Annotated in this window: 29 protein-coding genes and 1 riboswitch; of the genes, 22 read left to right on the top strand and 7 right to left on the bottom strand. The window is 68.7% G+C overall.

What is annotated here, in order from left to right:
- Position 1 precedes the first annotated feature (1 nt).
- Positions 2–949, bottom strand: coding sequence for a 2,3,4,5-tetrahydropyridine-2,6-dicarboxylate N-succinyltransferase (dapD, locus tag B7K24_RS06465; RefSeq protein WP_084129371.1), 948 nt, complete (start codon positions 947–949; stop codon positions 2–4).
- Positions 950–1044: 95 nt separating this feature from the next.
- Here dapD and dapE point away from each other — a divergent pair, with 95 nt between their 5' ends.
- The 3 genes from dapE to B7K24_RS06480 all read left to right on the top strand — a co-directional run bounded on the left by dapE (position 1045) and on the right by B7K24_RS06480 (position 3258).
- Positions 1045–2142: a succinyl-diaminopimelate desuccinylase gene (gene dapE / locus B7K24_RS06470; protein WP_084129372.1), complete on the top strand. Its 1098-nt coding sequence runs from the start codon at positions 1045–1047 to the stop codon at positions 2140–2142.
- Between the two features lie 67 nt (positions 2143–2209).
- Positions 2210–2983: a TIGR00730 family Rossman fold protein gene (locus B7K24_RS06475; RefSeq protein ID WP_084129373.1), complete on the top strand. Its 774-nt coding sequence runs from the start codon at positions 2210–2212 to the stop codon at positions 2981–2983.
- A 107-nt stretch (positions 2984–3090) separates the two neighbouring features.
- Positions 3091–3258 (top strand): DUF3117 domain-containing protein, encoded by a 168-nt coding sequence (locus tag B7K24_RS06480; RefSeq protein ID WP_084078917.1) that lies wholly within the window; start codon positions 3091–3093, stop codon positions 3256–3258.
- Positions 3259–3388: 130 nt separating this feature from the next.
- Here B7K24_RS06480 and B7K24_RS06485 read toward each other — a convergent pair whose 3' ends face one another.
- The gene (locus B7K24_RS06485) at positions 3389–4027 is read right to left on the bottom strand and encodes an O-methyltransferase (RefSeq protein ID WP_084129374.1); all 639 of its coding nucleotides are present in this window, start codon (positions 4025–4027) and stop codon (positions 3389–3391) included.
- Positions 4028–4149: 122 nt separating this feature from the next.
- On the opposite strand from B7K24_RS06485, the gene sigE reads away from it, so the two are divergent.
- From sigE to B7K24_RS13425, 7 genes are all read left to right on the top strand, one after another.
- Complete coding sequence (sigE, locus tag B7K24_RS06490) at positions 4150–4746, top strand: RNA polymerase sigma factor SigE (RefSeq protein WP_144268183.1); 597 nt, start codon at positions 4150–4152, stop codon at positions 4744–4746.
- On the top strand, positions 4743–5591 hold the full coding sequence (locus tag B7K24_RS06495) for an anti-sigma factor (RefSeq protein ID WP_084129376.1): 849 nt from the start codon (positions 4743–4745) through the stop codon (positions 5589–5591). Before sigE ends, B7K24_RS06495 begins: the two co-directional genes overlap by 4 nt.
- Positions 5592–5610: 19 nt before the next feature.
- Positions 5611–7029 (top strand): S1C family serine protease, encoded by a 1419-nt coding sequence (locus B7K24_RS06500; protein ID WP_084129377.1) that lies wholly within the window; start codon positions 5611–5613, stop codon positions 7027–7029.
- A 17-nt stretch (positions 7030–7046) separates the two neighbouring features.
- On the top strand, positions 7047–7442 hold the full coding sequence (locus B7K24_RS06505; RefSeq protein WP_084129378.1) for a twin-arginine translocase TatA/TatE family subunit: 396 nt from the start codon (positions 7047–7049) through the stop codon (positions 7440–7442).
- 214 nt (positions 7443–7656) lie between these two features.
- Positions 7657–8670 (top strand): tryptophan--tRNA ligase, encoded by a 1014-nt coding sequence (gene trpS / locus B7K24_RS06510; RefSeq protein ID WP_373994160.1) that lies wholly within the window; start codon positions 7657–7659, stop codon positions 8668–8670.
- 4 nt (positions 8671–8674) lie between these two features.
- Complete coding sequence (locus B7K24_RS06515; protein ID WP_084129380.1) at positions 8675–9748, top strand: YihY/virulence factor BrkB family protein; 1074 nt, start codon at positions 8675–8677, stop codon at positions 9746–9748.
- 83 nt (positions 9749–9831) lie between these two features.
- Entirely contained in the window at positions 9832–10587 is a 756-nt protein-coding gene (locus tag B7K24_RS13425; RefSeq protein WP_084129381.1) for a DUF4190 domain-containing protein, read from the top strand.
- 132 nt (positions 10588–10719) lie between these two features.
- On the opposite strand, the gene B7K24_RS06525 is transcribed toward B7K24_RS13425, so the two are convergent.
- Genes B7K24_RS06525 through sdhC form a run of 4 tightly spaced genes read right to left on the bottom strand, consistent with a single transcriptional unit; the run spans position 10720 to position 14062 of the window.
- The gene (locus tag B7K24_RS06525; RefSeq protein ID WP_084129382.1) at positions 10720–11487 is read right to left on the bottom strand and encodes a succinate dehydrogenase iron-sulfur subunit; all 768 of its coding nucleotides are present in this window, start codon (positions 11485–11487) and stop codon (positions 10720–10722) included.
- 14 nt (positions 11488–11501) lie between these two features.
- On the bottom strand, positions 11502–13277 hold the full coding sequence (gene sdhA, locus B7K24_RS06530; protein WP_084129383.1) for a succinate dehydrogenase flavoprotein subunit: 1776 nt from the start codon (positions 13275–13277) through the stop codon (positions 11502–11504).
- Entirely contained in the window at positions 13278–13730 is a 453-nt protein-coding gene (gene sdhD, locus B7K24_RS06535) for a succinate dehydrogenase, hydrophobic membrane anchor protein (RefSeq protein WP_144268184.1), read from the bottom strand.
- Complete coding sequence (gene sdhC / locus B7K24_RS06540) at positions 13727–14062, bottom strand: succinate dehydrogenase, cytochrome b556 subunit (RefSeq protein WP_084129385.1); 336 nt, start codon at positions 14060–14062, stop codon at positions 13727–13729. Before sdhC ends, sdhD begins: the two co-directional genes overlap by 4 nt.
- 91 nt (positions 14063–14153) lie before the next feature.
- On the opposite strand from sdhC, the gene B7K24_RS06545 reads away from it, so the two are divergent.
- The 9 genes from B7K24_RS06545 (at position 14154) to B7K24_RS06585 (ending at position 24460) form a co-directional block, all read left to right on the top strand.
- The gene (locus B7K24_RS06545) at positions 14154–15242 is read left to right on the top strand and encodes a mannose-1-phosphate guanylyltransferase (protein ID WP_084129386.1); all 1089 of its coding nucleotides are present in this window, start codon (positions 14154–14156) and stop codon (positions 15240–15242) included.
- 155 nt (positions 15243–15397) lie between these two features.
- Entirely contained in the window at positions 15398–16492 is a 1095-nt protein-coding gene (locus B7K24_RS06550) for a BMP family protein (RefSeq protein WP_084129387.1), read from the top strand.
- 122 nt (positions 16493–16614) lie between these two features.
- On the top strand, positions 16615–18132 hold the full coding sequence (locus tag B7K24_RS06555; RefSeq protein WP_084129388.1) for an ABC transporter ATP-binding protein: 1518 nt from the start codon (positions 16615–16617) through the stop codon (positions 18130–18132).
- Positions 18129–19346, top strand: coding sequence for an ABC transporter permease (locus B7K24_RS06560; protein WP_234986599.1), 1218 nt, complete (start codon positions 18129–18131; stop codon positions 19344–19346). Before B7K24_RS06555 ends, B7K24_RS06560 begins: the two co-directional genes overlap by 4 nt.
- Positions 19343–20638, top strand: a complete 1296-nt coding sequence (locus tag B7K24_RS06565) for an ABC transporter permease (RefSeq protein WP_084129389.1) — start codon at positions 19343–19345, stop codon at positions 20636–20638. Before B7K24_RS06560 ends, B7K24_RS06565 begins: the two co-directional genes overlap by 4 nt.
- 10 nt (positions 20639–20648) lie before the next feature.
- Complete coding sequence (locus B7K24_RS06570) at positions 20649–21050, top strand: cytidine deaminase (RefSeq protein ID WP_084129390.1); 402 nt, start codon at positions 20649–20651, stop codon at positions 21048–21050.
- Positions 21047–22357: a thymidine phosphorylase gene (locus tag B7K24_RS06575; RefSeq protein WP_084129391.1), complete on the top strand. Its 1311-nt coding sequence runs from the start codon at positions 21047–21049 to the stop codon at positions 22355–22357. Before B7K24_RS06570 ends, B7K24_RS06575 begins: the two co-directional genes overlap by 4 nt.
- On the top strand, positions 22357–23364 hold the full coding sequence (locus B7K24_RS06580) for a hypothetical protein (protein ID WP_084129392.1): 1008 nt from the start codon (positions 22357–22359) through the stop codon (positions 23362–23364). The genes B7K24_RS06575 and B7K24_RS06580 overlap by 1 nt, the downstream gene beginning before the upstream one ends.
- Before the next feature lie 28 nt (positions 23365–23392).
- Entirely contained in the window at positions 23393–24460 is a 1068-nt protein-coding gene (locus B7K24_RS06585) for an adenosine deaminase (RefSeq protein ID WP_084129393.1), read from the top strand.
- Positions 24461–24562: 102 nt separating this feature from the next.
- Here the strand turns inward: B7K24_RS06585 and B7K24_RS06590 are convergent, their stop codons facing one another.
- Positions 24563–24877, bottom strand: a complete 315-nt coding sequence (locus tag B7K24_RS06590; protein WP_084129394.1) for a multidrug efflux SMR transporter — start codon at positions 24875–24877, stop codon at positions 24563–24565.
- Positions 24878–24888: 11 nt separating this feature from the next.
- Positions 24889–24953: riboswitch (guanidine-III (ykkC-III) riboswitch) on the bottom strand.
- A 54-nt stretch (positions 24954–25007) separates the two neighbouring features.
- Between B7K24_RS06590 and deoC the strand changes: the two genes are divergently transcribed.
- From deoC to B7K24_RS06605, 3 genes are all read left to right on the top strand, one after another.
- A complete protein-coding gene (gene deoC, locus B7K24_RS06595; RefSeq protein WP_084129395.1) occupies positions 25008–25703 on the top strand; it encodes a deoxyribose-phosphate aldolase in 696 nt (231 codons plus the stop codon).
- A gap of 74 nt (positions 25704–25777) precedes the next feature.
- The gene (locus B7K24_RS06600; RefSeq protein WP_084129396.1) at positions 25778–26350 is read left to right on the top strand and encodes a hypothetical protein; all 573 of its coding nucleotides are present in this window, start codon (positions 25778–25780) and stop codon (positions 26348–26350) included.
- The gene (locus B7K24_RS06605) at positions 26343–26822 is read left to right on the top strand and encodes an RNA polymerase sigma factor (protein WP_084129397.1); all 480 of its coding nucleotides are present in this window, start codon (positions 26343–26345) and stop codon (positions 26820–26822) included. Before B7K24_RS06600 ends, B7K24_RS06605 begins: the two co-directional genes overlap by 8 nt.
- Positions 26823–26868 lie beyond the last annotated feature (46 nt).

A 26868-nucleotide genomic window follows, 5' to 3' on the forward strand; every position in this document is an offset into this window, starting at 1 on the left:
GCTAGTTCGCGTGCAGGGCGGCGTTCAGCTCGATGCCCGAGCCCTGACGTGTGACGGCCTCGATGGCGCCGGTCACGGAGTTGCGCCAGTACTGGATGCCGTCGTGGCCGGACAGCTCACGGGCCTTCACGATGACCGGGTTGCCGTCCTCGTCGGTGCGGCCCTTCAGCGTGACCTTCGTACCGGCGGTGATGTACGTGCCGGCCTCCACGACGCAGTCCTCGCCGAGCGCGATGCCGACGCCAGCGTTGGCGCCCAGCAGCGAGCGCGCCCCGATTGAGACGACCTCCTTGCCGCCGCCAGACAGCGTGCCCATGATGGAGGCGCCGCCGCCGATGTCGGCGCCGTCGTGCACCACGACACCCGCAGAGATGCGGCCCTCGACCATCGAGTGGCCCAGCGTGCCGGCGTTGAAGTTCACGAACCCCTCGTGCATCACGGTGGTGCCCTCGGCGAGGTGAGCACCCAGGCGCACGCGGTCGGCATCGGCGATGCGCACGCCGGACGGCACGACGTAGTCCACCAGCCGCGGGAACTTGTCGACGCCGAACACGGTGAGGTGCTGGCCGGCGGCGCGAAAGCGCAGGCGCGTGTCCTCGAGCGTCGCGATCGCGCACGGCCCGGCAGAGGTCCACGCCACATTGGTGAGCGCGCCGAACAGGCCGTCGAGGTTGAGGCCATGGGGCTGCACCAGGCGGTGCGACAGAAGGTGCAGGCGCAGGTAGGCGTCCTCGACCGAGGCCGGGGCGGCATCAAGGTCGATGACCGTGCGCACGGCGCGGATCTCGACGGCGCGCAGCGCGTCGGTGCGTTCGGCCTCGACGAGCGCGTCCGGGATCTGCTGGCCCGCGGGGGCGTCCCCCAGGGCAGGGGCGGGGTACCACGTGTCGAGGGCCGTGCCCTCGGCGTCGTACGTCGCAAGTCCGAAACCATATGCGGGGCGAGTCATAGCGCCCATCCTACGGGCGGCCGATGTTCGGGCTCGGCGGGCGGACGCTCGGCAGGGTGCGCGGCCGTCGTCGGCCGCCTGGTTAGGCTGACGACATGGCCGCCCTCGACCTCACCGCCCCCGTCGCGCAGCTCGCGGCCGCCCTCATCGACATCGCCTCGGTCAGCGGAGGCGAGCACGAGATTGCCGACGTCGTCGAGGCGGCCCTCGCCGCCCATGCCCCGCACCTGAGCGTCACGCGCGACGGTGACGCCCTGATTGCCCGCACCGAACTGGGCCGCGCCGAGCGCGTGATCGTGGCCGGCCACCTCGACACCGTGCCTATCAAGGGCAACGTGCCGCACTCGTGGGAGAACGGCGGCGACACCCTCGTGGGACGTGGCAGCGTTGACATGAAGGCCGGGGTCGCCGTCATGCTCAGCCTCGCCGCGGCGCTGGACGCACCCACGCGGGACGTCACCTGGGTGATGTACGACCATGAGGAGGTCGAGGAGTCCAAGAACGGTCTGGGTCGCCTTTCCCGCCGCCACCCGCACCTGCTCGGGGCCGACTTTGCCGTGCTGGGCGAACCCACGAGCGCCGGCATCGAGGGCGGCTGCAACGGCACGCTGCGAGCCGACATCTCCGTGCGCGGCCGCGCCGCCCACAGCGCCCGCGCTTGGAAGGGTGTCAACGCGATCCACGGCCTGGCTCCGCTGCTGACCGCCCTGGCCGCCTACGAGCCGGCGACCGTCACGGTGGACGGCCTCGAGTACCGCGAGGGTCTGAACGCCGTCGGTGTGCGCGGCGGCATTGCCGGCAACGTCATCCCCGACGCCGCGACCGTCACGGTCAACTACCGCTTCGCGCCTGACAAGTCCGTGGCCGATGCCCAGGCTCACGTCGAGGGCGTCGTCGCCGCGAGCGGTGTCGCCGACTACGCCCTTGAGTGGACCGACCTCGCCGCCGGGTGCCGGCCCGGACTCGACGCCCCCCTCGCGCAGTCCTTCGCGGCCGCGGTGGCCGCAGTCGGCGGGGGAGCGCCCCGCGCCAAGGTGGGCTGGACCGACGTCGCCCGCTTCGGCGCTCTCGGTATCCCCGCCGTGAACTATGGCCCCGGAGACCCCGAGCTCGCCCACGCCGACGACGAGCATTGCCCGGTGTCCCACATCGTCGCGTGCCGCGCCGGCCTGGAGGCGTGGCTGACCGCCTGACCACGACCCGCGGCGAGGCGAGTAGGTCGCCCAGCCACGGCATCGGCCCCAACCGAGGAGGAATCCTATGAGCGAGTACCGCAAGGGACCCGTGCTGCTGCGCGGGCGCAACATCCCCCAGAGCTCGACTTCCGGCAGGTTGCTGGGCCACCAGGAGGCACCCGATTGGTTGCACGAGGACCCGTGGCGGGTGTTGCGCATTCAAAGCGAGTTCGTGGAGGGCTTCGGCGCGCTCGCGGAGATCGGTCCTGCTATCTCGGTGTTCGGATCGGCCCGCACCAAGGAGGGCGCGCCCGACTATGAGCAGGGCGAGACCATTGGCAGGCGCCTGGTCGAGGAGGGCTTCGCCGTCATCACCGGCGGTGGCCCCGGCGTCATGGAGGCCGCTAACAAGGGGGCGCAGGAGGCCGGCGGTGTATCGATCGGTCTCGGCATCGAGCTGCCGTTCGAGCAGGGCGTCAACCGGTTCGTGAACCTCGGCATCAACTTCCGCTACTTTTTCGCGCGCAAGACCATGTTCGTGAAGTACGCGCAGGGCTTCATCGCGCTGCCGGGCGGGTTCGGCACCATGGACGAGCTGTTCGAGGCGCTGACTTTGGTGCAGACCAGGACGATCACACGGTTCCCGATCGTGCTCGTCGGTCACGCCTACTGGGATGGATTGGTGCAGTGGCTGCGCGACTCCATGATCGCCGACGGCAAGGCGGCAGCGACGGATCTGGACCTCTTCCACGTGACCGACGACATCGAGGAGGCGATTGCGATCGTCAGCGACTACGCGCGCGGCGAGGGCACGGGGCCCGTGGAGCCCGAGCCTGGCCCGGTCACCGGGAGCATGTGACGCACCTCACCGCTGTGCGGGGACTATGGTCCTGAGGCCGTAGAATAGAGCCCGGTGCCGCGCGGCCTGCGCGGCTCATGCAGGAGAGCTTTCGAGGAGAAACGCATATGGCTGCGATGAAGCCCCGTACCGGTGACGGCCCCATGGAGGTCGTGAAGGAGGGTCGCGGCTACGTGATGCGCGTGCCGCTCGAAGGCGGTGGCCGCCTGGTCGTCGAGATCAATGCCGACGAGGTCGCGGCCCTGCGCGACGCCCTCGCTGGCGCCCTGCAGTAGGCGCCTCACCCCTCACTGTTTTCGCTTCAGTCCGGACGGCCGATGACATGGCCGCCCGGGCTTTGGCGTGTCCGGTGGCAGGGGGCATAGCCGCGCGCTGACGCGCGAGCCTCGGCCCGGAAACGAGCCGTTAGGGCGCGTTCTTGACCGCGACGAGCAGGCCGTCGCCCGAGGGCGTGAGCACGGCAGTGAGGCGCTCGTCGTCGCGCACCAGCTTGAGCGTCGAGCGGACGGCCGTGGTGGACTCGTCGCGCTGAGCGGGGTCGGGGACGCGTCCGTGCCACAGGGCGTTGTCGATCACGACCATGCCCCCCACGCGCAGCAGGCGCAGCGCCTGCTCGAGGTACTGGGGGTACTCGGCCTTGCGCGCGTCGATCAACACCATGTCGTAGCCGGCATCGGTCAGGCGCGGCAAGACGTCGAGGGCGCGGCCCGTGATCATGCGCGCACGCTCGGGGCGGAAGCCGCCGGCGCTCAGGGTGCGCTTGGCGGCCTTGTGATGCTCGGGCTCCATGTCGATGGTCGTGATGACGCCCTCGTCGCCCATGCCGCGCAGCAGATACGTGGTGGAGACGCCCGCGCCCGTGCCGATTTCTACGATGGAACGCGCGCCACTGACCTGGGCGAGCACCTGCAGCAGCTGGCCCGCACCAGGGTGCACGGGGGTGCAACCCAACTGGTCCGCCGTGTCCCGGGCCTCCAGGAGGACACGGTCCTCGGGCCGGAAGTCCTCGCAGTACGCCCAGTTCGCCGCTTCGATGCTCATCATCAGCCTCCTGGGAAGCATCGTAACGGCCCAGGTGGGACCGGGGTCTCAGCAAACTCCCAGCAAAGGGTGGGAACATGGTCCTAGCGACATCCGTTGACCCGAATGTGGAGGAGGGAAACACCATGACTCAGGCGCAAGACCTTGCCGCCGCGTCCTCCGCGACCCCTACGACCGCTACACACGATCTGACGTGGGAGCGCATCGTCGAGGAGCACTCCGGCCGGGTGTACCGGCTGGCCTATCACCTGACGGGCAATCAGCACGACGCCGAGGATCTCACGCAGGATGTGTTCATCCGCGTCTTCAACTCGCTGTCGCAGTACAAGCCCGGCACATTCGAAGGCTGGCTTCACCGCATCACGACCAACCTGTTCCTCGATCGTGTGCGCCGCAAGAAGCGCATCCGGTTCGACTTCATGGCCGACGACGATGCCTCCGTCGCCACGTCCGACAGCTTCGACCGCCACGAGCGGTCGGGACAGCCCGAGGACGCCTTCGACATGTCCCATCTGGGCGATGACATCATCGCCGCCCTCGCCGACCTTCAGCCGGAATACCGCGCCGCCGTGGTGCTGTCCGACATCGAGGGTCTGTCGTACGAGGAGATTGCCGCGACGCTCGGCATCAAGATGGGCACCGTCCGTTCCCGACTGTCTCGCGCCCGTGCGAAGCTTCGTGAGTCCCTGGCTCACCGCGCACCGACGCGAGGTGACGGGTGAGCGACGCACACCTCGGGAATCGCATCCACGACCTGCTCGACAATCGGCTGAGCGCCGAGCAGACGGCCGATGCCATGGCGCACCTTGACGCGTGCGCGGACTGTCGTCTCAGGTGGGATGACCTGCGTTCCGCGCGCGAGGCGCTACGCACCTCCTCCGCAGGCATCGACATGACCTTCGCGCGCCAACTGCTCGACCGCGACCACATGGCCGAGGTGGCGCGAGGCGAGTCCAAGCACGTCGCGCGGGCAGCCTCGGGACGGGGACACAACCCCGTGCTGATGCTCGCGATCGTGATGGCCGTCGTGGGCGCCTCCGTGGGCGTCCTGTATTCGCTTGGAGCGCCTCAGGAGGTGACGCTCGCAGCCGCGGAGGGCTCCGCCGATCAGGCAGCCGCGGTGCCCGTCAGCTTCTATGAGGCCTCGAAGATGCGCAGCGGTGACGAGCTGCGCGACTGGGCGAGTCCCGCATGGGACTCGGCCGACCTGGTGCCGGTCGAAGCGAAGGTGGTGACGGACAGCGCGGGTGGGATCGTGCTGGTGCAGTCACTCCTGTCCGGGCTCGACACCATCGTCATTACCGAGCAGCGCGGTGAGCTGGTCGACGATCTCGCCGAGCGATTCCCGACCGTCGACGTGGCCGGTAGCGCCGTCTATCTCGTCAACGAGAACCCCCATCAGATCGTGTGGCAATGCGGCGAACTGGTGATCTCGGCGACGTGTGACTGCGCCGTGGACACCCTCGAATCCGTCGCTGCCAGCTTCCCCTCCGATGATCCCGCTGGGGTCCTCGCCCGCGTCGTGGACGGCGTGGAGCGGATCGCCGACGTGGTCGCAGGAGACTGACCTTCAAAGGAGCCCCCTCATGTCTGACAACCCCTTTGCCTCCCCCAACGCCGACGCGTCCCGCCCTCAGGGTGGTGCGGGCGTGTCCAGCGACGACACCGAAGTGATCCCGACGCAGGGCGGCTCGCCCGCGCCGACGCCGGCCGCGCAGCAGGCCGCGCCCGCCACGAGCCCGGCCGCCCCGGCGGCGCCCGCTCAGCCCGCGCCCGCTCAGCCCGTGCCCCCTGTCGACGAGACCGCGCCCTACACGCCGCCGCTGACCCCGGCCTCCGACGGCACGATGTCGACTGCGCAGCCGCCGTATGACGGCACCGGCTACGGTGCGCCAGCACCGGTCGCTCCGCCCAAGGAGAAGAAGGGGCGCGTGGGTGCAGGCGCCGTCGCAGGGATCGCCGCCGGCGCGCTCCTGCTGGGCCTCGGTGGAGGCGTCGCCGGCGCCTGGGCGTTTGACGAGTTTGGCTCGCCCAGCGCGTCCCTGGCGATGACGACGGGCCAGAGCGTGGACCGTCCCGAGGGCTCCGTCGCCGCGGTCGCGGCCGCCGTGATGCCGTCCGTCGTGTCCATCGAGTCGACGATGCAGGGCGGCGCGGCCACCGGCTCGGGCTTCGTCATCCAGGACGACGGTTACATCCTCACCAACAACCACGTGGTCGACGGCGCCCAGGACATCACCGTGGTGTTCTCGGACGGCTCCGAGCACTCCGCCGAGCTCATCGGCGCCACCGCCGACTACGACCTGGCCGTCATCAAGGTCGATATCACCGGGCTCACCCCGCTGACCTTCGCCGACTCCGACGAGGTCGTCGTGGGTGACGCGACCATCGCCGTGGGCTCGCCGCTGGGCCTCGAGGGCACGGTGACGACCGGCATCGTGTCGTCGATGCATCGCCCCGTCACGGCAGGGGACACCCAGTCGCAGGCCTACATCGACGCGCTGCAGACTGACGCCGCCATCAACCCCGGCAATTCGGGCGGGCCACTGCTGAACGCCAACGGCGAGGTCATCGGCGTGAACTCCGCGATCGCCACCCTGTCGGGCGCAAGTTCGGAGACCGGCTCGATCGGCCTGGGTTTCGCGATCCCGTCTAACCAGGCCCAGCGCACCGCCGAACAACTCATCGAGAACGGCGTTGCTACCTACCCGGTCATCGGCGTTCAGCTCGACGGGCGTTACACCGGCGAGGGCGTGCAGGTGGTCGACAGCGATGCCGGCGTGGTCGCCGACGGCCCCGCCGACCAGGCGGGCATCGAGCCGGGCGACGTGATCACCGCGATCGACGGCCGGCCCATCACGCAGTCCGATGAGCTCATCGTCGCGATCCGTGCGAAGGACGCCGGCGACGAGGTGGTGTTGACCGTCCAGGACGGCGATAGCGAGCGCGATGTCACGGTCACGCTGGGCTCGAGCAACGAGGTCACGTACGAAGAGACCCCGTAAGCGGGCACAATAGTCGCGTGTTTGGCATCAACGGCGGCGAGCTTCTCGTCATCATCCTGGTCGCGATCCTGGTGGTCGGGCCCGAACGGATGCCCTCCTACGCCAAGCAGCTGCGCGACTGGGTGGTGCGCGGCCGCGACTACGTCAACCAGGGCAAGGACCAGCTGAAGAACGACGTCGGCGGCGACGTCGACTGGTCCCAGTACGACCCGCGCCAGTACGACCCGCGCCGCATCGTCCGCGAGGCGCTCGCGGAGCCCGCTCAGGCTCCGCGAGCGACCTCCGGCGCGGCCGCGGGCGGGACCGGCGCCGCCACCCCTGCCGCGGCCAACCCCGCCACGGCATCGGCTCCCGGCACGCCGGAAGGCGACGTCACGCTCAATGGTGCGCCGTACGACACCGAGGCCACGTAAGAAAGCCCGCCGCGGCATCGGCCGGTGTCCGCGTGGTCTCGCATCCACGCCAGTGACAAAGTGACGGTGATCCCGACGGGGTACTGCGTGTCGCGGCCGCTGACACGGCGTGTCCGCCAGAACGCCGTCACTTCGTCACTCGTGGGGCGTGATGCGTGGCGAGGCGAGCGGAAGCGGTCCCCCTGGCCCCGCGGAGTTTGGAATGATGGGGTGCATGAAGCCCCGCGTGTTTTCCGCCATGCAGCCCACCTCCGATTCCCTCCACCTGGGTAACTACCTGGGCGCGTTGGTGAACTGGGTGGCGCTGCAGGAGGACTACGACGCGATCTACTCGGTCGTCGACCTCCACGCCCTCACGGTGTCTCCCGAGCCCGAGCAGCTGCGTTCGCGCACCCGCCGCACCGCCGCGCAGTTCCTGGCCGCGGGGGTGGACCCCGCGCGCTCGCTCGTCTTCGTCCAGTCGCACGTCCCGGAGCACGCCGAGCTCGCATGGTTGCTGTCGACCTTCACGGGCTTCGGCGAGGCGTCACGCATGACGCAGTTCAAGGACAAGTCCGCGAAGGTGGGGGAGTCGGGCACCAATGTGGGCCTGTTCACCTACCCCGTGCTGATGGCCGCCGACATCCTGCTGTACGACACGGACCTGGTGCCCGTGGGCGAGGATCAGCGTCAGCACCTCGAGCTGTCCCGTGACCTCGCGGAGCGCCTCAACACGCGCCTGGGCGAGGGCTCGGCGACCGTGCCCGAGCCGTACATCGTCAAGGAGACGGCGAAGATCTACGACCTGCAGGAGCCCACCAAGAAGATGTCGAAGTCGGCATCCAACGGCAAGGGTCTCATCGAGATCCTCGAGGACCCGAAGAAGGTCGCGAAGTCCATCAAGTCCGCGGTCACGGACACCGGCGCCGAGATCCGCTTCGACCGCGAGACGAAGCCTGGCGTCTCGAGTTTGCTGTCGATCTATTCGGCGATCGACGGACGCTCCATCGAGCAGCTGGTCGAGGACTACCAGGGCAAGATGTACGGCCACCTCAAGGTCGACCTGGCCGATGCCGTGGTCGCGTACCTCACGCCGATTCGCGACAATGCGATGGAATGGATCGAGTCCCCCGACAGTTTGGACTCGGTACTGGACGAGGGCGCGACCAAGGCCTCCGCGATTGCTCGCGGAACGCTCGAGCGTCTGTATGACCGCGTAGGACTGTTGAAGCCACAGCGCTGGAGGTGAGCCGATGAGCGGCCGTGACGACCCTCACGCCCACGCCGCGCAGGCAGCGCACGAGACGCAGGTCTCGGTGCAGCGGCGTGCCCGCGAGGAAGACATGGGCGCCATCGACCGCACCAAGGAGGCGATCGGTCAGGCCAAGGAGAAGAAGGCGTGGTTCGAGTCCACCCGCGCGGGCCGCACGCTGCAGGTCATGAAGGATCGCAACGCGATGATCCTGTCGGGCGGCATCGCCTACTACTCCTTGACGTCGCTCGCGGCCGGGGTCGTCATCGCGATCACGCTGTCGAGCTTCCTCCTGGCGGGTAACGAGGAGTGGCAGGACCGCTTCTATTCGTTCTTGAACGAGGCCATTCCCGGGGTCGTCGCCACGGGCGGCGAGGAGGGGCTCATCACCCCGGATTCGATCCAGCCCGAGACCATCAACGGGATTGTCGGTCTCGTGTCCTTCCTGGTCCTGTTCAACACCGCGACCCGATACCTCCGCGGCGTGCGGCTCGGAGTGCGCGCGATGCTGGGGCTCAGCGAGGCGTCCCCGGCGCAGGGCAAGATCCGTGACTTCATCGCGCTCTTCGCGATCATCATCCTGGTGGTCTCCGGCATTGTGCTGCAGGTGCTGGCCTCCCAGTTCGCCACGCTGCTGGCGTCGTTCCTATCCGACGGGCTCGCCTCCGATTGGATCATCCGCGGTCCCGCGATCGCCGTCGGAGTGCTCCTCGATGCCGCGTTTGTCGCCCTCGCGATCGTGGTGCTCGGCGGCTACCGCGGTCCCGTGAGACCGCTGCTGTGGACGCTGCTGCTGTCCGCACTGGCGATCGGGGTGCTGCGCCAGGGCGTCAACATCATGGTCGAGTCGGTGTCGTCGAACCCCGTCCTGGGATCCGTGACCGCAGTGTTCACCATCATGATCTTCGTGGACTTCACCGCACGGATCATCTTGGGAGCCGCCGCCTGGCTGGGCACCCACCCGGAGGTCGCGGAGAGCATCGACGATGAGCCGATCGCCGAGATGCCGACGCCCTCGCGCCGCGCGCGCGGGTCGGTCACGACGCGCCGCGCGACGGGGCGTGCCGCGTCCTAGCGGGTGACCGTCGGGCAGGCTCGGGGTGGCGCGAACCGGCGGTTACCAGTACATTCTCTCGCGTCAGCGACGAAGGAGAATCCGTGACCGACTACGACCCGTTCCGCCAGCCCTCCTCGGGCTCGCGCAAGGACTCCGACGTCCCCGTCACGGAGCCGATGCCCACGACGCCGCAATCGTTCGAGCCCCAGGCAGCGCCCTCGTGGGCGCCCGAATCCGGCACGCCGGCGTCGCCCGCCTACGCCGCCACGCCGGCGCCGGGCTCCTCGTCGGCCTACGGCGCCTCCTCGGCAGCCCCGCCCACCACGCCTCCGCCCGCCTATGGCGCCGCCTACTCCTACGGTCAGACGGGCCCGGCAAAGCCCAGTTACGACGGCGTCTCGATCGCCGCCTTCGTCACCGGTCTGCTGGGCTTCGCGGTCGTGTCGATCGCGCTCGGCGCTGTGGGCTTGCGCCGCACCGCTCAGGACTTGCGTCGCGGCACCTGGATGGCCGTGACGGGGCTCGTCCTGGGCGTGATCGGGACCATCGCCTGGGCCGCGGCTGGCACCGCGATGATCATGGGCGCCGCGTTCCTCTCCGGACTTGAGACCTCGGACGGCGAGAGCTTCACGGAGCAGTTTGAGGATTCGTGGGACAACTACAGCGCCCAAAACTACGGGGACGACCCCCAGCTGGACGCGCTCTACGACCAGTGCGCCGCGGGAGACAACGTTGCCTGCGACGACCTGTATTGGGACAGCGGTACGGGCTCGGAGTACGAATCGTTTGCGCAGGATTGCGGCGGCCGCGGCATGCCCGAAGGTCAGCTGTGGTGCGACCCCGACTCGCAGTGGTGACGCCCGGACGCTAGGCGGCCACGGCATCGGCCGTCCGCTGTGGTCCCGCCGCTCCTGGCGGCCGAAAATGCGGCACCAGACCGCCGTTCGCGCCGCAAATGGCCTCATTTGCGGCGCGAACGGCGGGTGGGCTCAGACGTTGCCCGTGGTGAGCGCTCGCTTCACCTCGGAGATGGCCTTGGTGACCTCGATGCCGCGCGGGCACGCCTCGGTGCAGTTGAACGCCGTGCGGCACTTCCACACGCCGGCCTTGTCGTTGAGGATCTCGAGGCGGTCCCACTCGCCCTCGTCGCGCGAGTCGAAGATGAACCGGTGTGCACCGACGATGGCCTGCGGGCCAAAGTACTGGCCGTCGGTCCAGAACACCGGGCAGCTCGTCGTGCACGCCGCGCACAGGATGCACTTCGTGGTGTCGTCGAACTTGGCGCGGTCCTCGGGGGACTGCAGGCGTTCGCGCTCCGGGGTGGGGCCGCTCGTCATGAGGAATGGCATGATCTCGCGATAGGACGCGAAGAACGGCTCCATGTCGACGATGAGGTCCTTCTCGACCGGCAGGCCCTTGATGGGCTCGACGGTGATGGGGCGCGAAGGGTTGAGGTCCTTCAGGAGCGTCTTGCAGGCCAGGCGGTTGCGCGCGTTGATGCGCATCGCGTCCGAGCCACACACGCCGTGCGCGCACGAGCGACGGAACGCGAGCGTGCCGTCGATGTCCCACTTGATCTTGTGCAGGGCGTCGAGCACGCGGTCGGTGGCGTGCGCCTCGACCGTGAACTCCTCCCAGTACTCCGAGCCCGGTTCGCGGCCGTCGAGGCCATCGGGGTCGAAGCGCAGGATCTTCAGCGTCACCGTCATCGACGGGACGGCGCCGGCCTTCGCGGGCGCCTCGGCTGTTGCGGTCATGTCGGTGCCCTCCCTTAGTACTTGCGCTCCATCGGCTGATACCGGGTCACCACGACGGGCTTCCAGTCCAGCTCGACGGTGCCGTCGGCGCGCTTGTAGGCCATGGTGTGCTGCATGAAGTTCTCATCGTCACGCGTGGGGAAGTCCTCGCGGTAGTGGCCGCCGCGGGACTCCTTGCGGGCCTCGGCGCCGGCGATGACCACCTCGGACAACTCCAGCAGGAAGCCCAGCTCGATCGCCTCCAGCAGGTCCGTGTTGAAGCGCGTGCCGCGGTCGTGGATCGCGATGTTCGTGTAACGCTCCTGGAGGTCCTTGACCACGCGGTGGGCCTCGGCCAGCGACTCGGCCGTGCGGAACACCTGGACGTTCATGTCCATGGTCTCCTGGAGCTCGCGGCGCAGTTGCGCCACGCGCTCGGTGCCGTCGCCACCCACGGTTGCCCTCAGCGAGGCGACCGTCTGTTCCAGGCCGGCCGATGCATCGGCCGGGAGGGAGGGAATGGCGTCAGTCGCGTTGGCATACTCCGCGGCGGCGATGCCGGCGCGGCGGCCGAACACGTTGATGTCGAGCAGCGAGTTGGTGCCCAGGCGGTTGGCGCCGTGCACGGAGACGCAGGCGCACTCGCCCGCGGCGTAGAGGCCCTTGACGACGTGGGTGTTGTCGCGCAGCACCTCGCCCTGAACCGTGGTGGGGATGCCACCCATCGCGTAGTGCGCGGTGGGGAACACCGGCACGGGCTCGGTGTACGGCTCGACGCCCAGGTACGTGCGGGCGAACTCCGTGATGTCGGGCAGCTTCGCGTCGATGTGCGCGGGCTCGAGGTGGGTGAGGTCGAGCAGCACGTAGTCCTTGTTCGGACCGCAGCCGCGGCCCTCGCGCACCTCGTTGGCCATCGCGCGGGCGACCATGTCACGCGGCGCGAGGTCCTTGATGGTGGGGGCATAGCGCTCCATGAAGCGCTCACCCTCGGAGTTGCGCAAGATGCCGCCCTCGCCGCGCGCGGCTTCCGACAGCAGGATGCCGAGCCCCGCGAGGCCTGTGGGGTGGAACTGGAAGAACTCCATGTCCTCAAGCGGGATGCCGGCGCGCAGCGCGATGCCCATGCCGTCGCCCGTGAGCGTGTGGGCGTTGGACGTGGTCTTGAAGACCTTGCCGGCGCCGCCGGTGGCGAAGATGACGGACTTGGCGCGGAACGTGTGGATCTCGCCGCTGGCGAGCGAGTAGGCCACGACGCCGGAGACGGACACCTCGCCGTCCTCGCCCGCGGCCTGCGGGTCGCCGTCGAGGATGAGGTCGAGCGCATAGAACTCGTTGAAGAACTCCACCTCCTGCTTGATGCACTGTTGGTACAGCGTCTGCAGGATCATGTGGCCGGTGCGGTCTGCGGCGTAGCAGGCGCGGCGCACCGCAGCCTCGCCGTGGTTGCGGGTGTGGCCGCCGAAGCGGCGCTGGTCCACCTTGCCCTCGGGGGTGCGGTTGAACGGCAGGCCCATCTTCTCGAGGTCGAGCACGGCGTCGATGGCCTCGTTGCAGAGGATTTCGGCGGCGTCCTGGTCGACGAGGTAGTCGCCGCCCTTGATCGTGTCGAAGGTGTGCCACTCGGCGTTGTCGTCCTCGACGTTTGACAGGGCGGCCGCCATGCCCCCCTGCGCCGCGCCCGTGTGGGAGCGGGTGGGGTACAGCTTGGTGATGACGGCCGTCTTGGCGCGCTGGGAGCTTTCCAGCGCGGCGCGCATGCCGGCGCCGCCTGCGCCCACGATGACGACGTCGAACTCGTGCTCGGTGGCCATTTAGATGTCCTCGCAAAGGCTGGGGAGAAGGGACGGGTCGGCGTCCGCGGGGCAGGGATCGAAGGTGAAGAGCACCAGCGTGCCGAGCACCACGATGATCACGGTGGCGATGCGCAGCGCCCACTGCAGGGTGGCGCGCCATGCGGGGTTGCGGGCATAGTCGTCGATGATCATGCGCATGCCGTTGGCGCCGTGAATCATCGCGAGGGTGAGCATCAGGAAGTCGAACCACTGCCAGAAGGGGCTCGCGAGCTTGCCCGCGACGAAGGCGAAGTCGATCTGGTTAATGCCGTCGCCCCACCACAGGTTGATGAAGAGGTGGGTGAAGATCAGCACGATGAGGACGACGCCCGAGATGCGCTGGAACATCCACGACCAGCGCTGGGCGCGGCCCAGGGTCGAGTGGCTGACGGGACGCTTGGGGGCGGTGAGGTCGGGAGCCTGAGCCATCATGCACCTCCGAAGGCGTGCATCAGGTGGCGCGGCAGGAAGCCGAGCATGAGGATCGCAAAGCCGATCCACACCGCCCAGACGAGCTGGCGCTGGTGGCGCAGGGCCCACGTCGAGCGGTCCACGGCGATGATGCGCAGGCCGTTGAAGGCGTGCAGCGCGATCGCGGCGACGAGCCCGGCCTCGATGATCGCGTACAAGGGCGTCTTGTACGAGCCGATCACCTCGTTATAGGCCTCGGGCGACACGCGCACGAGCGCGGTATCGAGCACGTGGACGAGCAAGAAAAAGAAGACGGCGACGCCTGTCGTGCGGTGCACGACCCACATCCACATCCCCTCATGGCCCCTGTACAGCGTCGTCGCTGGCGACACGGAGACTCCTTCGATGGTTCCGGGATTCCGCGACCCATCCTAATCTGGTCGCATGACAGCTGAGGTCACTCCTGAGAACGTCGTCCCCGATTTCATCGCCGTGGTGCCGGCGGGAGGCGTCGGCTCGCGCCTATGGCCCCTGTCGCAGCCCTCGCGACCCAAGTTCCTGATCGATCTCCTGGACACCGGTGCGACCCTGATCCAGGACACGGTGGCGCGCCTCGCTCCGCTCGCGGAGGAGACCGTGATCGTGACCGGCGCTCGGCATGCCGATGCCGTCGCTTCGCAGCTCCCGGGGGTCCCCGAGGGCGACATCATCGCCGAGCCGAGCCCGCGCGACTCGATGGCGGCCATCGCGCTGGCGGCCGCGGTCATCGAGCAGCGCCATGGCGAGCGCATCATGGGGTCCTTCGCGGCCGACCACGTCATCCCCGAGGCGTCCGGCTTTCACGCCGCGGTGCGCCTGGCCGTCGAGGCCGCCAGGACCGGCAAGGTGGTGACGATCGGGATTACGCCCGATGCCCCGTCGAGTGCGTTCGGGTACATCAAGGCGGGGGCATCCTTGCCCGAGGTCGCCGGCGCCTTCGCCGTCGAGGCCTTCACCGAGAAGCCCGACGAGGAGACCGCGACGGCCATGCTCGCCGAGGGCGGCTACTCCTGGAACGCCGGCATGTTCGTGGTCTCGACCTCGGTGTTGCTTGCGCACCTCGCCCGCCTGCAACCCACGCTTGAGGCGGGCGTGCGTGAGATTGCCGCGGCATGGGACGGCCCCGAGCGCGACGAGGTGACGGCGCGCGTGTGGCCGACGTTGACGAAGATCGCGATCGACCACGCCATTGCGGAGCCCGTCGCCGCCGAGGGCGGCGTCGCCATGGTGCCAGGAGACTTCCCGTGGCACGACGTGGGCGACTTTGACTCCCTCGCGTCGCTGTTGGCGGCCGATGCCGATGGCGCCATCCGGGTCAACCGTTCCGGTCCCGTGTCGCTCGTGGGCGCGCCTGGCGCCGTCGTCGTGGGCGGCACCAAGCCGCTCGCGATCGTGGGGATGGCCGATGCGGTGGTCGTCGACACCGACGAGGCGCTGCTGGTCTTGAGCCGCGAGGCCGCCCAGCGCGTCAAGGATGTGCAATTACCCGGTTAAGACTTGTTCTGGACGGCGCCTACCAGGACAGATTGATACCGAACCGTAGCCTGCGAGCAACATTTGAGACGGTCTGCGTAACACGCCCATGCGTAGCATGTCTCACAACGCAAGAGCCTGGCGTACCCCTACAGGCACGACAAGTGAGGAATCACATGAAGACCATGATTCGTATTGGTGCGGTGGCCGCTGCCTCCGCCCTCGCGCTCGCCGCGTGTGCCTCGGCCCCCGAGGACGAGCCCACCGAGGAGACCACCACCGGTGCCGAGACCTCCGAGACCGCCGCTCCCGCCGAGGACGTCGACTTCATGGCCTGCATGGTCTCCGACGCCGGTGGCTTCGACGACAAGTCGTTCAACCAGTCCGCGTACGAGGGCCTCGAGCGCGCCGTCGCCGAGCTGGGCATCACCAAGGCCGAGGCCGAGTCCACCTCGGACTCCGACTACGGCCCCAACCTCGAGGCGCAGGTCGCCGCGGGTTGCGACCTCATCATCACCGTGGGCTTCCTGCTGAGCCAGGCCACCGTCGACTCGGCCCTGGCCAACCCCGACGTGTCGTACGCGATCATCGACGACCTCGCGGACAACGACTTCGACGGCACCACGGATGCCCCGAACATCAAGCCCATCACGTTCGAGACCGACGAGGCCGCGTTCCTCGCCGGCTACGCGGCGGCCTCGGCCTCCACGACCGGCACCGTGGGCACCTTCGGCGGCATCGAGATCCCCTCGGTCACCATCTTCATGACCGGCTACCAGGCGGGTGTCGAGTACTACAACGAGCAGAACGACGCCGACGTGCAGGTCCTGGGTATGGACTCGTTCTCCGGTGACTTCGACGACCAGTCGCAGGGCACCAACATCACCAACGGCTTCCTCGACCAGGGCGCGGACATCGTCATGCCCGTGGCCGGCCCGGTGGGCCTCGGCGCCGCCTCGGCGATTCAGTCGGCGGGTGACGCCTGGCTGATCGGTGTGGACTCCGACTGGACCCAGACCGCTCCCGAGTACGCCGACATCGTGTTCACGTCGGTGCTGAAGAACATCGGTAACTCGGTGTTCGACACCATCGAGTCGACGGTCAACGACGGCTTCGTGGCGGACCCCTACGTGGGCACGCTCGAGAACGAGGGCGTCGGCGTGGCCGACTTCGCCGAGGGCACCGTCTCCGACGACGTCATCGCCGCGCTCGACGAGATCTCGGCCGGCATCATCGCCGGTGACATCGAGGCCTCCGGCGCCGCCGAGTAACCAGCAGTACCAGGGGAACTATCCCCCCACAAGCGAGGGGCGTGCCGCGTGGACGCGGCACGCCCCTCGTGCTTGACTTGAACGAACAGCCGCGCATCCGCGGCGCTGGAAGGGACGATGGCGTGAAACTCGAGTTGCGGGGCATCACCAAGAAGTTCGGGGACTTCACGGCGAACGACAGCATTGACTTGGTGGTCGAACCCGGCACGGTGCACGCCCTGCTCGGTGAAAACGGCGCCGGCAAATCCACCCTCATGAACGTGCTCTTCGGGCTCTATGACGCCGACGGCGGCGACATCCTGCTCGACGATGAGCCCACCGTCTTTGCTGGCCCCGGCGACGCCATGGCCGCGGGTATCGGCATGGTCCACCAGCACTTCATGCTCGTGCCCGTCTTCACCGTCGCCGAATCCGTCATGCTCGGGCACGAAGAGGTGACCGGCCCCGCGAAGCTCCTGGACCTCGGGGCCGCGCGCGCCAAGGTCAAGGAGATCTCCGACCGGTTCGGCTTCCATATCGACCCCGATGCCGTCATCGAGGATCTGTCGGTGGGCGCCCAGCAGCGCGTCGAGATCATCAAGGCGCTGTCGCGCGACGCCGAGGTGTTGATCCTCGACGAGCCCACCGCCGTGCTCACCCCGCAGGAGACCGACGAGCTTCTCGAGATCATCGGCCAGTTGCGCGACACCGGCACCGCCGTCGTCTTGATCACCCACAAGCTCCGCGAGGTCAAGGCCATCGCGGACCAGATCACTGTCATCCGCCGCGGCAAGGTGGTCGGCACCGCCGAGCCCACGGCCTCGCAGGAGGAACTCGCCTCGCTCATGGTGGGGCGCGACGTGTCCATGACCGTCTCCAAGGAGCCCGCCCAGCCCGGCGAACCCATGCTTGTCGTCGACGGTCTGTCCGTCGTGGACCCCGCGACGTCGCTCAAGCACCTTGACCGTGTCAGCTTCGAGGTGCGCGCAGGGGAGATCCTCGCCGTCGCGGGTGTGCAGGGCAACGGCCAGACCGAGCTCGCCGAGGCGATTCTTGGAATCGTCCCCTCGGCCGAGGGCGCCGTCACGCTCGATGGACGCCGGCTCACAGGCAGCTCGATCCGTGAGGCGCTCGACGCCGGCATCGGCTTTGTGCCCGAGGACCGCACGGAGGATGGCGTGGTCGCCGACTTCACCATCACGAACAACCTCATCCTCGACCTGTACGACAAGGCGCCGTACTCCAAGGCGGGCGCGATCGACACGGCGTTCGCCGCGAAAAACGCCGAGGAGCAGGTCGAACGCTTCGATGTGCGCACCACGTCGACGCAGGCCCTCGCCGGCTCGCTGTCGGGTGGAAACCAGCAGAAGGTCGTCCTCGCGCGCGAACTCGCCCGTGACCTGAAGCTACTCATCGCGTCGCAGCCCACGCGCGGCCTCGACGTCGGCTCGATCGAGTTCGTGCACAAGCGCATCATCGAGGAGCGCGACAACGGAGCCGCCGTGCTCATCGTGAGCTCGGAGTTGGACGAGGTATATGCCCTCGCCGACCGCATCGCGGTGATGTACCACGGACGCATCGTCGACATTGTCCCGCCGGACACCGACCGCGACACCCTCGGCCTCATGATGGCCGGAGCCCACGAGGAGGAGGCAGCGTGAGCGCCACCGCAGTGACCGAGGCGCCCCAGCAGCCCCAAACCCCGAGCCGCGCGAAGCAGGTGCTTCGCGAGATTCTCGAGAGCTCGACGCTTGTCGTCATCATGGCGGTGGTGGCGTCGCTCATCATCGGAGCGATTCTGATCGTCATCGCGGACGAGGACGTGCGTACGGCATCGGCCTACTTCTTCTCTCGCCCGGGCGACACCCTGTCGGCGATGTGGGATGCCATCTGGGGCGCCTACACCGCGATGTTCCAGGGTGCGATCTACAACACCAGGGCCGACACATTCGCGGCTGCGATCAAGCCGTTTACGCAGACCCTCACCATGGCGACGCCCCTCATCTTCGCCGGTCTGGGTCTCGGCATCGGCTTCCGTGCTGGCCTGTTCAACATCGGCGCCCAGGGTCAAATCATCATCGGCGCCACGCTCGGCGGCTGGGTGGGCTTCGCATGGGACCTCCCCGGGTTCACTCACCTGCTTGTCGCGGTGATCGGCTGCGCCCTCGGTGGTGCGATCTGGGGCTTCATCCCCGGCTTCCTGAAGGCACGGACCGGCGCGCACGAGGTGATCGTGACGATCATGCTCAACTACGTGGCACTGAACCTGCTGAGCTACCTGCTGTCGCTCGAGGCCTTCCAGCGTGAGGGCCAGAACAACCCCATCTCGCCCACCGTGGCCGAGAACGCGCAGTACCCCCTCTTGTTGGGCAGCCAGTTCCCGCTGCATTGGGGCTTCGTGCTGGCCATCGCCTGCGCCTTCGGTGTGTGGTGGCTCATGGAGCGCTCGACGCTCGGCTTCGAGTTCCGCGCCGTGGGCGCCAACCCGCGCGCCGCGCGCACGGCCGGTATGTCGGTTGCGAAGGGCACCATCCTCGTCATGGTGATCGCCGGCGCGCTCGCGGGCCTCGCCGGCTCTGCTCAGGTGCTCGGCACCGAGAAGAACCTCACCCTCGACATCGCTGGGTCCATCGGCTTCGACGCGATCACCGTGGCGCTGCTAGGCCGCTCGCGCCCGCTCGGTACTGTTTTGGCCGCGATCCTCTTCGGCGGCCTGAAGGCGTCCGGACCGTCGTTGCAGGTGCTCGCGGGTCTGCCCGTCGATATCGTGTTCGTCATCCAGGCGACCATCGTGCTCTTTATCGCGGCCCCGCCGCTCGTGCGGTCGATCTTCCGCTTGCCTGCCCCCGCCCACGAGAAGGAGGTGGCGGCATGAGCGCCACGACGGTTGACACCGCCACCCCGGACGCCGCCGCGTCGGGCGACGTGCTGAAGACGAAGAGCTGGAAGGGCCCCATTGGCCTCGGCGTCGTGGCCCTCATCTCGCTGCTGATCTTCGGGTTCGGGACGCCCTCGGGCTCGGACACGACGTTCGTGGTCGCGACGAGCTCCGACTTCGTCCACCTCCCCACGCTGACGCTGCCGTCGAAGATCGCGGCGATCGTGCTGTCGGTCATTGCGCTCGCGCTCGCGGGGTACTCCGCGTACCTCGCGAACCAGTACCGCAAGCCCGGGCTGTGGCTTCCCATCGTCTATGGCATGGCCGTGATGGGAGCGCTGCTGTCGTGGGCGGGTGCCGGTCGCGACAACACCAGCATCCAGATCACAGGCCTGCTGACCTCATCGCTGTTCCTCGCCGTGCCGCTCATCTTTGGTGCCCTCGCCGGCACCCTGTGCGAGCGCTCGGGCATCGTCAACATCGCCATCGAAGGCCAGCTGCTTGCCGGCGCGTTCTTCGCGGCGCTCATGGCCTCCATGGTGGGCAACGCCTACGTGGGCCTCATCGCCGCGCCCCTCGCCGGAGCGCTGGTCGGCGCCGTGCTCGCCATTTTCGCCACCAAGTACTGGGTGAACCAGATCGTCGTGGGCGTGGTGCTGAACATGCTCGTGATCGGCCTGACGAGCTTCTTCTTCTCGACCGTGATGTCCGACAACCCCGACCTCAACCGCTCGCTGGGCCTCGCGGCACTGCCGATCCCGCTGCTGTCGTCGATCCCCATCATCGGCCCCGTGCTGTTCGACCAGAACCTGCTGGTCTACACGATGTATGTCGTCGTGATCGTGTTCCAGATCATGCTGTTCAAGTCCCGCTGGGGACTGCGTGTGCGCGCCGTGGGCGAGCACCCCAAGGCCGCCGACACCGTCGGCATCAAGGTCAACCGCACCCGCGTGCGCAACACCATCCTGGGCGGCGCCATCGCCGGTCTGGGTGGCGCGTTCTTCACCGTGGCGTCGGGGCTCGCGTTCGGCAAGGAGATGACGGCTGGCAAGGGCTACATCGCGCTGGCGGCCATGATCCTCGGCCGGTGGAGCCCGCGCGGTGCCCTCGCCGCGGCGCTGCTGTTCGGCTTCGCCGACGCCCTGCGGGTGCAGCTGGGCATCATCGGCTCCGACATCCCCTCGCAGTTCCTCGCGATGTTCCCGTACCTCGCGACCATCTTCGCCGTCGCCGGCCTCGTGGGCCACTCGCGCCCGCCGGCCGCCGAAGGCATCCCGTACAAGAAGTAGAGAGGCACCCGTGCCCGACATTGACTGGGACGGCCTGCGAGCCGCCGCTCGCGAGGCCTCGACCCGCGCCTACGTTCCCTACTCGAAGTTCCCCGTGGGCGTCGCAGCCCTCACCGACACCGGCGAGGTGGTGATCGGCGCGAACGTCGAGAACGCCTCGTACGGCCTCACGCTGTGCGCCGAGTGCGCGCTCGTGTCCAAGCTGCACACCGACGGAGCCGGCTCTCGTTTGGTCGCCTTCACGTGCGTGGACGGCAACGGGGAGATTTTGGCTCCGTGCGGCCGATGCCGCCAGCTGCTTTTCGAGCACGGTGGCCGCTCGCTGTTGGTCGAGACCGCCAGCGGCATCATGACCATGGACGAGTTCCTGCCCGGCGCGTTCGGGCCGGAGGACCTGGAGAAGGTGCAGTGAGTACCGAAAGGCACGACGCCGTCGACGTCATTCGCGTGAAGCGCGATGGCGGCACGCTGAGCGATGACCAGATCGACTGGGTCGTCGACGCCTACACGCGCGGCGTGGTGGCCGACGAGCAGATGAGTTCGCTCGCGATGGCGATCCTGCAGCGCGGCATGTCCCGCGCCGAGATCGCCCGCTGGACCGCCGCGATGATCGCGACGGGGGAGCGGCTCGACTTCTCGGGCCTCGGCAAGCCCACCGCTGACAAGCACTCGACCGGCGGTGTGGGCGACAAGATCACCCTGCCCCTCGCGCCGTTGGTGGCCGTCTACGGAGTGGCCGTGCCGCAGCTCTCGGGTCGCGGCCTGGGTCACACCGGCGGCACGCTCGACAAGCTCGAGTCGATCCCCGGTTGGCGCGCGGCGCTCAGCAACGAGGAGATGCAGGCGCAGTTGCGCGAGGTGGGTCCGGTCATCTGCGCGGCCGGCTCCGGCCTCGCCCCCGCGGACAAGAAGCTGTACGCGCTGCGCGACGTCACCGGCACGGTGGAGTCGATTCCCATGATCGCCGCGTCGATCATGTCGAAGAAGATCGCCGAAGGTACCGGGGTGTTGGTGCTCGACGTCAAGGTCGGCTCGGGCGCCTTCATGAAGGACCTCGACAACGCGCGTGAGCTCGCCGAGACCATGGTGAACCTCGGCACCGACGCCGGCGTGAAGACCACCGCGCTGCTGACCGACATGTCGACCCCGCTGGGCCTCACCATCGGCAACGGGCTCGAGGTCACCGAGTCGGTCGAGGTGCTCGCCGGCGGCGGCCCCGCCGACGTGGTGGAACTGACCGTTGCCCTCGCGCGCGAGATGCTCGCCGGCGCGGGCGTCACGGACGTGGACCCGGCCGACGCACTCAAGGACGGCCGGGCGATGGACGTGTGGCGCCGTATGATCGCGGCCCAGGGCGGCGACCCGGATGCGACCATGCCCTCCGCACAGCACACCGAAGAGGTGCGCGCGGAGCGCGACGGCGTCATCACCCGGCTCGACGCGCTCGGTACAGGCATCGCCGCGTGGCGACTGGGCGCGGGCCGTGCGCGCAAGGAGGACCCCGTCGAGGTGTCGTCGGGCATCACCCTGCACAAGACGCTGGGCGACACGGTGAAGGCCGGCGACGTCATCGCGACGCTGCACACGGAGACGGAGGCGCGCATGCCGCGCGGCCTCGCTGCGCTGGCCGAGGCGTGCGACGGCGCGGGAGCCATCGACATCGGTGACGCCTCCGTGGAGCGCCGCATCCTGCTCGACCGCGTCGACGCGGACAGCTGATGGGGTGGACCCTCACGTCGCTCGCCGTGCAGGCGGGCCGTTTCGTGGGGGCCACGGGGCAGTGGCGAGGCGTGGCCCAGGTGGCGCACGCCCGCGAGGTCGCCGAGCACGGCGTGCGGCCGGACGGCGCCACGGTGACGGCCCGCGTCTACGCGCGCAGGCTTGAGGCCGCCTCGCCGGCCGATCGCAAGGCACTCGAGGCCGCGCTGTCAGAGTTGGGCGACGACGCCGCCGTCATCGAACGCGCGACCGCGTCGGGCGCCCCGCTCACGGCCGTTGCCGCGCTCGCGGCAGCCTGGCATCGCCTGCCCGACACGGCGAAGGAAACGATCCGTCGTCCCGCCGGCCGCGGCATCGGCCCCGTGCGGTTCGGATCGATACGGGCGGTGCAGGTCGACCGGACCACGTGTGGCGCCGCGGTCATGGCGATGATGCTGATGCGGGGCGACCCGTTCGCGGCCGCGTGGGTCGCGACGGGACGCTCTCTGGGAGATCACCTTCCCTCGGAGGCCGCGGCCGCGCTCGAGTATGGGCCGCGCACCATCGAGGAGCGCTGGCACGCGCTGCAGCGGGTGATGCACGGAGCGACCACGTCGCGCGCGTTGGGTGTCGCCCCGTGGCCGCGGGGGTTCGGGACGCCGCCCTGGCGCGTCGACGATGTGACCAGGTACTCCGGGCTGCGCTTTCGAGGCGCGATCCTCGACGACACGGACTCGGAGACGATGGAGGCCGCGCTCGCGCACGCCTCGGCCGCGCTGCGTGATGGCATTCCCGTGCCGCTGTACGTGGGCGGCGACTCGAGCGGTGGGCTCGACCAGGTGATGCCGCGCCACGTCGTGCTCATGACCGCGCGCACGGAGGCGGGCCTCGAGATCTACGAACCCTCGTCGGGCCGGGTGCTCCCGCTCGGCGTCGACCGGTTCGTGGAGGGCGGCGGCAAGGAACCCGCGCTGGGTCACTGGTCGCGGCTGTCGTGGATGGTGCTGCCTCGCCCCGCGAGGCGCTGATGTGGCCGGGCGCCGCTAGCCTGGTGCCATGACACTCACTCACGACGAGATCGTCGCCCTGCCCAAGGTCCTGCTACATGATCACCTCGACGGCGGACTGCGCCCGTCGACCCTCATCGAGCTCGCCGCCGCCATCGGCCACGAGCTGCCCTCGACCGACCCGGATGAGCTCGCGCGCATCTTCGCCGAGAACGCTAGCTCGGGCGACCTGGTGCGCTACCTTGAGGCCTTCGCCCACACCATCGCCGTCATGCAGACGGAGGAGAACCTTCGCCGCATCGCCCGCGAGGCCGTGGTGGACCTCGCCGCCGACGGCGTCATCTACGCCGAGCTGCGCTACGCCCCCGAGCAGCACGTCTCCGGTGGCCTGGACCTCCAGCAGGTCGTCGAGGCCGTGCAGGCCGGCATCGAGGAGGGCATCGCCGAGGCAGCCGAGGCCGGCAGCGCCATCCGTGTGGGCGCCATTCTCGACGCTATGCGCCACCTGGACCGGTCGCCCGAGATCGCCGCTCTCGCCATCGTCAACCGTGACCGTTGCTGCGTGGGCTTCGACATCGCGGGCCCCGAGAACGGCTTCTCCGCGGGCAATCACGCGCCCGCCTTCGCCGCGCTGCGCGCCGCTCATTTCCCCGTGACCATCCACGCGGGCGAGGCCGACGGCGCCGACTCGGTGGGCGAGGCCCTGTTCCAGGGCGCCCGCCGCATCGGCCACGGCGTGCGCATCCACGAGGACATCGAGGACTTCGACGGCGAGGAGCCCACGCTGGGCGTTATCGCGCGTCACGCGCTCGACCAGCAGATCCCGCTCGAGTGCTGCCCCACGTCCAACGTGCAGACTGCCGCGGCGCCGTCGATCGAGAACCACCCCATGCACACGCTGCGCGACCTGGGCTTCGCCGTGACCATCAACACGGATAACCGCCTGGTGTCCGGCGTGACGATGTCGGGCGAGTTTGAGGTGCTGCAGGGCGCCGGTTGGACCAAGGAGGACCTCCTTGAGGCCACTCTTACCGCCGCGTGGGGAGCCTTCCTGCCCTACGAGGAGCGCGGCGAACTCGCCGAGACCATCCTCGAGGCGTACGGCTTCGAGGACTGACGCTCTCTCGCGGCCCGCGCCCGCGTGATGTGCACCATGGGACGCTCACCGTCGCTCTGAGGAGATTTGTGTCTCCTGGGGGACGGTGAGCGTCCGTTCGCCTTAGTGCAGCGCCTTGAGTCCTACGACGCACCCCACGATCCCGAGGATCAGCAGCACCTTGGTGAGCGAAGCGGTCTCCGCGCCCGTCGCCATCGCGTAGCCGACGGTGAGGGCCGCGCCGATGCCCACCCACACCGCATAGGCCGTGCCAACCGGCAGCGTGCGCATGGCATACGCCAGGCCGCCCATCGACGCGACGAGCGCGACGACGAACACGAGGCTCGGCCCGAGCCGCGAGAATCCCTCGGACTTGCCTAAGGCCGTCGCCCAGACGGCCTCGAGGACGCCCGAGATGATGAGAATGATCCACGCCATGAGGTCTCTCCTGTGAGACGTCTTGTCGCGTGGCCGGGTACGTCACTTCGTCCGGTGGGGCCGGGTCGGCCGCATCTGGAGGTTCTCACATCGCGTGCGCGGCGGCAAGCCGCGCCCGTAGGCTGGTGACATGACTCTCACCCGTGCCGAACTGGCCCAGTACGTCGACCACACCCTCCTGAAGCCCGAGGCCACCCCCGGCGACGTCGAGGCCCTCGCCGCCGAGGCCGCCCGCCTCGGCGTATTCTCGATCTGCGTCTCGCCGTCGATGCTCCCGGTCGAGGTTCCCGAGTCCGTCGCGGTCGCGACCGTGTGCGGGTTCCCGTCGGGCAAGCACCACTCGTCCGTGAAGGCCGCCGAGGCCGCACTGTCCATCGCGCAGGGTGCCGACGAGATCGACATGGTGATCGACGTCGCCGCCGCTATCGAGGGCCGCTTCAAGGAGGTCGAAGCCGACATCGCCGCCGTGCGCGCCGCCGTGCCCGAGGGCAAGATCCTTAAGGTCATCATCGAGTCCGCGGCGCTGAGCGACCAGGCGATCGTGGGCGCCTGCGGGGCCGCCGTCGCCGCCGGCGCCGACTTCGTGAAGACCTCGACCGGCTTCCACCCCGCCGGTGGTGCGTCGGTCGAGGCCGTCGCGCTCATGCGCACGACGGTCGGTGACGCCTTGGGTGTGAAGGCTTCCGGTGGCATCAGGACGGCCGATGCCGCACTCGCCATGATCGAGGCCGGCGCCTCCCGCCTGGGGCTGTCGGGCACGCAGGCCGTGCTCGACGGGCTCGACGGTGCGGCCGGTTCCGACGATGCGGGCGACGGCGGGTACTGAAACTACTCCTCGTGAGCGTCGTCAGATCGCCCTGAGCCGGACATATACCGGGTAAGGGTGACAAGGAGACGACGATGCGTGACGACTTAATCGATGAGCTGCTCGACGCGAGCGGACCCATGACAAGCAAACCAACTCCGGCGCGGACTGCTGAGGTGTTGCGTCTCGCGGTACGTACACGGCCATCGGATAATGTGCGGCGGGCGGCAGCCACCGCCATCGGCGCGGTCGCGCTGATGGGACTCGGAGGCGTCGCGGCGGCTTCGGGGATATGGAACGCTCCGTGGGCCGACGAGGCTCTTATCGAGTACATCTACGCGGCGCCAGGTGGAGACGGTATCTGCAAGGGCATCGTCGGCGACCTTGACGGCGACGACCCACGTGCCGTTAAGGCCGCCCGAGATTTCTTGAGCGATCCAGACTTGATGTCGCGTGTTGACATTCCGAGCCGAGAGTCATCGAACCGGATCTCATACGCACGCGATGGCGTAGCCTTCGACGCCAATTATCTTCGGGAGACGTCGAGCAACGACGCGATCTTTGCAGCGACTCTCGACCACGTGAGTGCGCTGGGGTACTCGATCTCGCATCTGAATTGGAGCGGGGAATTCACGTGCCCGACAGTGAGCGGGGTCTACGGTGGATGACGTTGAAGCAATTCTCCACGAGAACGGCGAAGCCCTCCTTGCTTACCTCGAAAGGCGCATTGGTGTTGACGATGCGCCCGACGCGCTGGCCGAGACAATGGCCATTGTGTGGCGCCGCCGCAACGCGCTTCCCGCGGATGAGACTGGAGCACGCATGTGGCTCTTCGGAATTGCTCGCGGAGTCGTGCGAAATGCCCAGCGTGGGCACGTGCGGCGCACGCGACTCGCGAGCCGACTTCGACTCGTGACCCAGGGTGCCGTAGCGCTGGCCGCTGATGACGGCTTGCCGGTGCGCGATGCGATCGCGCGCCTGGAGCCCAGCGATGCTGAGTTGCTCCGCCTGGTCCACTGGGACGGCTTCACGCTCGCCGAGGTGGCGGCATTGGAGCAGGTGCCTCCTTCGACCATCCGCAGTCGGTACGCGCGAGCGAAGGCGGCAGTTGCGTTGATGCTGGCACCAGCACAACGCTGAGCGCCCCATAGGACACCCAGATTCGCTCAGAGCAACGGTGGGTGTC

The sequence above is a fragment of the Demequina sp. NBRC 110055 genome (assembly GCF_002090135.1).
Taxonomy (GTDB): domain Bacteria; phylum Actinomycetota; class Actinomycetes; order Actinomycetales; family Demequinaceae; genus Demequina.

Excerpts from the sequence above, each read along its gene's own strand:
- sdhA (WP_084129383.1), bottom strand. The coding sequence starts at position 13,277 with ATGGCCACCGAGCACGAGTTCGACGTCGTCATCGTGGGCGCAGGCGGC.
- B7K24_RS06525 (WP_084129382.1), bottom strand. The coding sequence starts at position 11,487 with ATGACCGCAACAGCCGAGGCGCCCGCGAAGGCCGGCGCCGTCCCGTCG.
- dapE (WP_084129372.1), top strand. The coding sequence starts at position 1,045 with ATGGCCGCCCTCGACCTCACCGCCCCCGTCGCGCAGCTCGCGGCCGCC.
- dapD (WP_084129371.1), bottom strand. The coding sequence starts at position 949 with ATGACTCGCCCCGCATATGGTTTCGGACTTGCGACGTACGACGCCGAG.
- trpS (WP_373994160.1), top strand. The coding sequence starts at position 7,657 with ATGAAGCCCCGCGTGTTTTCCGCCATGCAGCCCACCTCCGATTCCCTC.
- B7K24_RS06500 (WP_084129377.1), top strand. The coding sequence starts at position 5,611 with ATGTCTGACAACCCCTTTGCCTCCCCCAACGCCGACGCGTCCCGCCCT.
- B7K24_RS06600 (WP_084129396.1), top strand. The coding sequence starts at position 25,778 with ATGCGTGACGACTTAATCGATGAGCTGCTCGACGCGAGCGGACCCATG.
- B7K24_RS06545 (WP_084129386.1), top strand. The coding sequence starts at position 14,154 with ATGACAGCTGAGGTCACTCCTGAGAACGTCGTCCCCGATTTCATCGCC.
- sdhD (WP_144268184.1), bottom strand. The coding sequence starts at position 13,730 with ATGATGGCTCAGGCTCCCGACCTCACCGCCCCCAAGCGTCCCGTCAGC.
- B7K24_RS06550 (WP_084129387.1), top strand. The coding sequence starts at position 15,398 with ATGAAGACCATGATTCGTATTGGTGCGGTGGCCGCTGCCTCCGCCCTC.
- B7K24_RS06585 (WP_084129393.1), top strand. The coding sequence starts at position 23,393 with ATGACACTCACTCACGACGAGATCGTCGCCCTGCCCAAGGTCCTGCTA.
- B7K24_RS06475 (WP_084129373.1), top strand. The coding sequence starts at position 2,210 with ATGAGCGAGTACCGCAAGGGACCCGTGCTGCTGCGCGGGCGCAACATC.
- deoC (WP_084129395.1), top strand. The coding sequence starts at position 25,008 with ATGACTCTCACCCGTGCCGAACTGGCCCAGTACGTCGACCACACCCTC.
- sigE (WP_144268183.1), top strand. The coding sequence starts at position 4,150 with ATGACTCAGGCGCAAGACCTTGCCGCCGCGTCCTCCGCGACCCCTACG.
- B7K24_RS06580 (WP_084129392.1), top strand. The coding sequence starts at position 22,357 with ATGGGGTGGACCCTCACGTCGCTCGCCGTGCAGGCGGGCCGTTTCGTG.
- B7K24_RS06565 (WP_084129389.1), top strand. The coding sequence starts at position 19,343 with ATGAGCGCCACGACGGTTGACACCGCCACCCCGGACGCCGCCGCGTCG.
- B7K24_RS06515 (WP_084129380.1), top strand. The coding sequence starts at position 8,675 with ATGAGCGGCCGTGACGACCCTCACGCCCACGCCGCGCAGGCAGCGCAC.
- B7K24_RS06485 (WP_084129374.1), bottom strand. The coding sequence starts at position 4,027 with ATGATGAGCATCGAAGCGGCGAACTGGGCGTACTGCGAGGACTTCCGG.
- B7K24_RS06480 (WP_084078917.1), top strand. The coding sequence starts at position 3,091 with ATGGCTGCGATGAAGCCCCGTACCGGTGACGGCCCCATGGAGGTCGTG.
- sdhC (WP_084129385.1), bottom strand. The coding sequence starts at position 14,062 with ATGTGGATGTGGGTCGTGCACCGCACGACAGGCGTCGCCGTCTTCTTT.
- B7K24_RS06590 (WP_084129394.1), bottom strand. The coding sequence starts at position 24,877 with ATGGCGTGGATCATTCTCATCATCTCGGGCGTCCTCGAGGCCGTCTGG.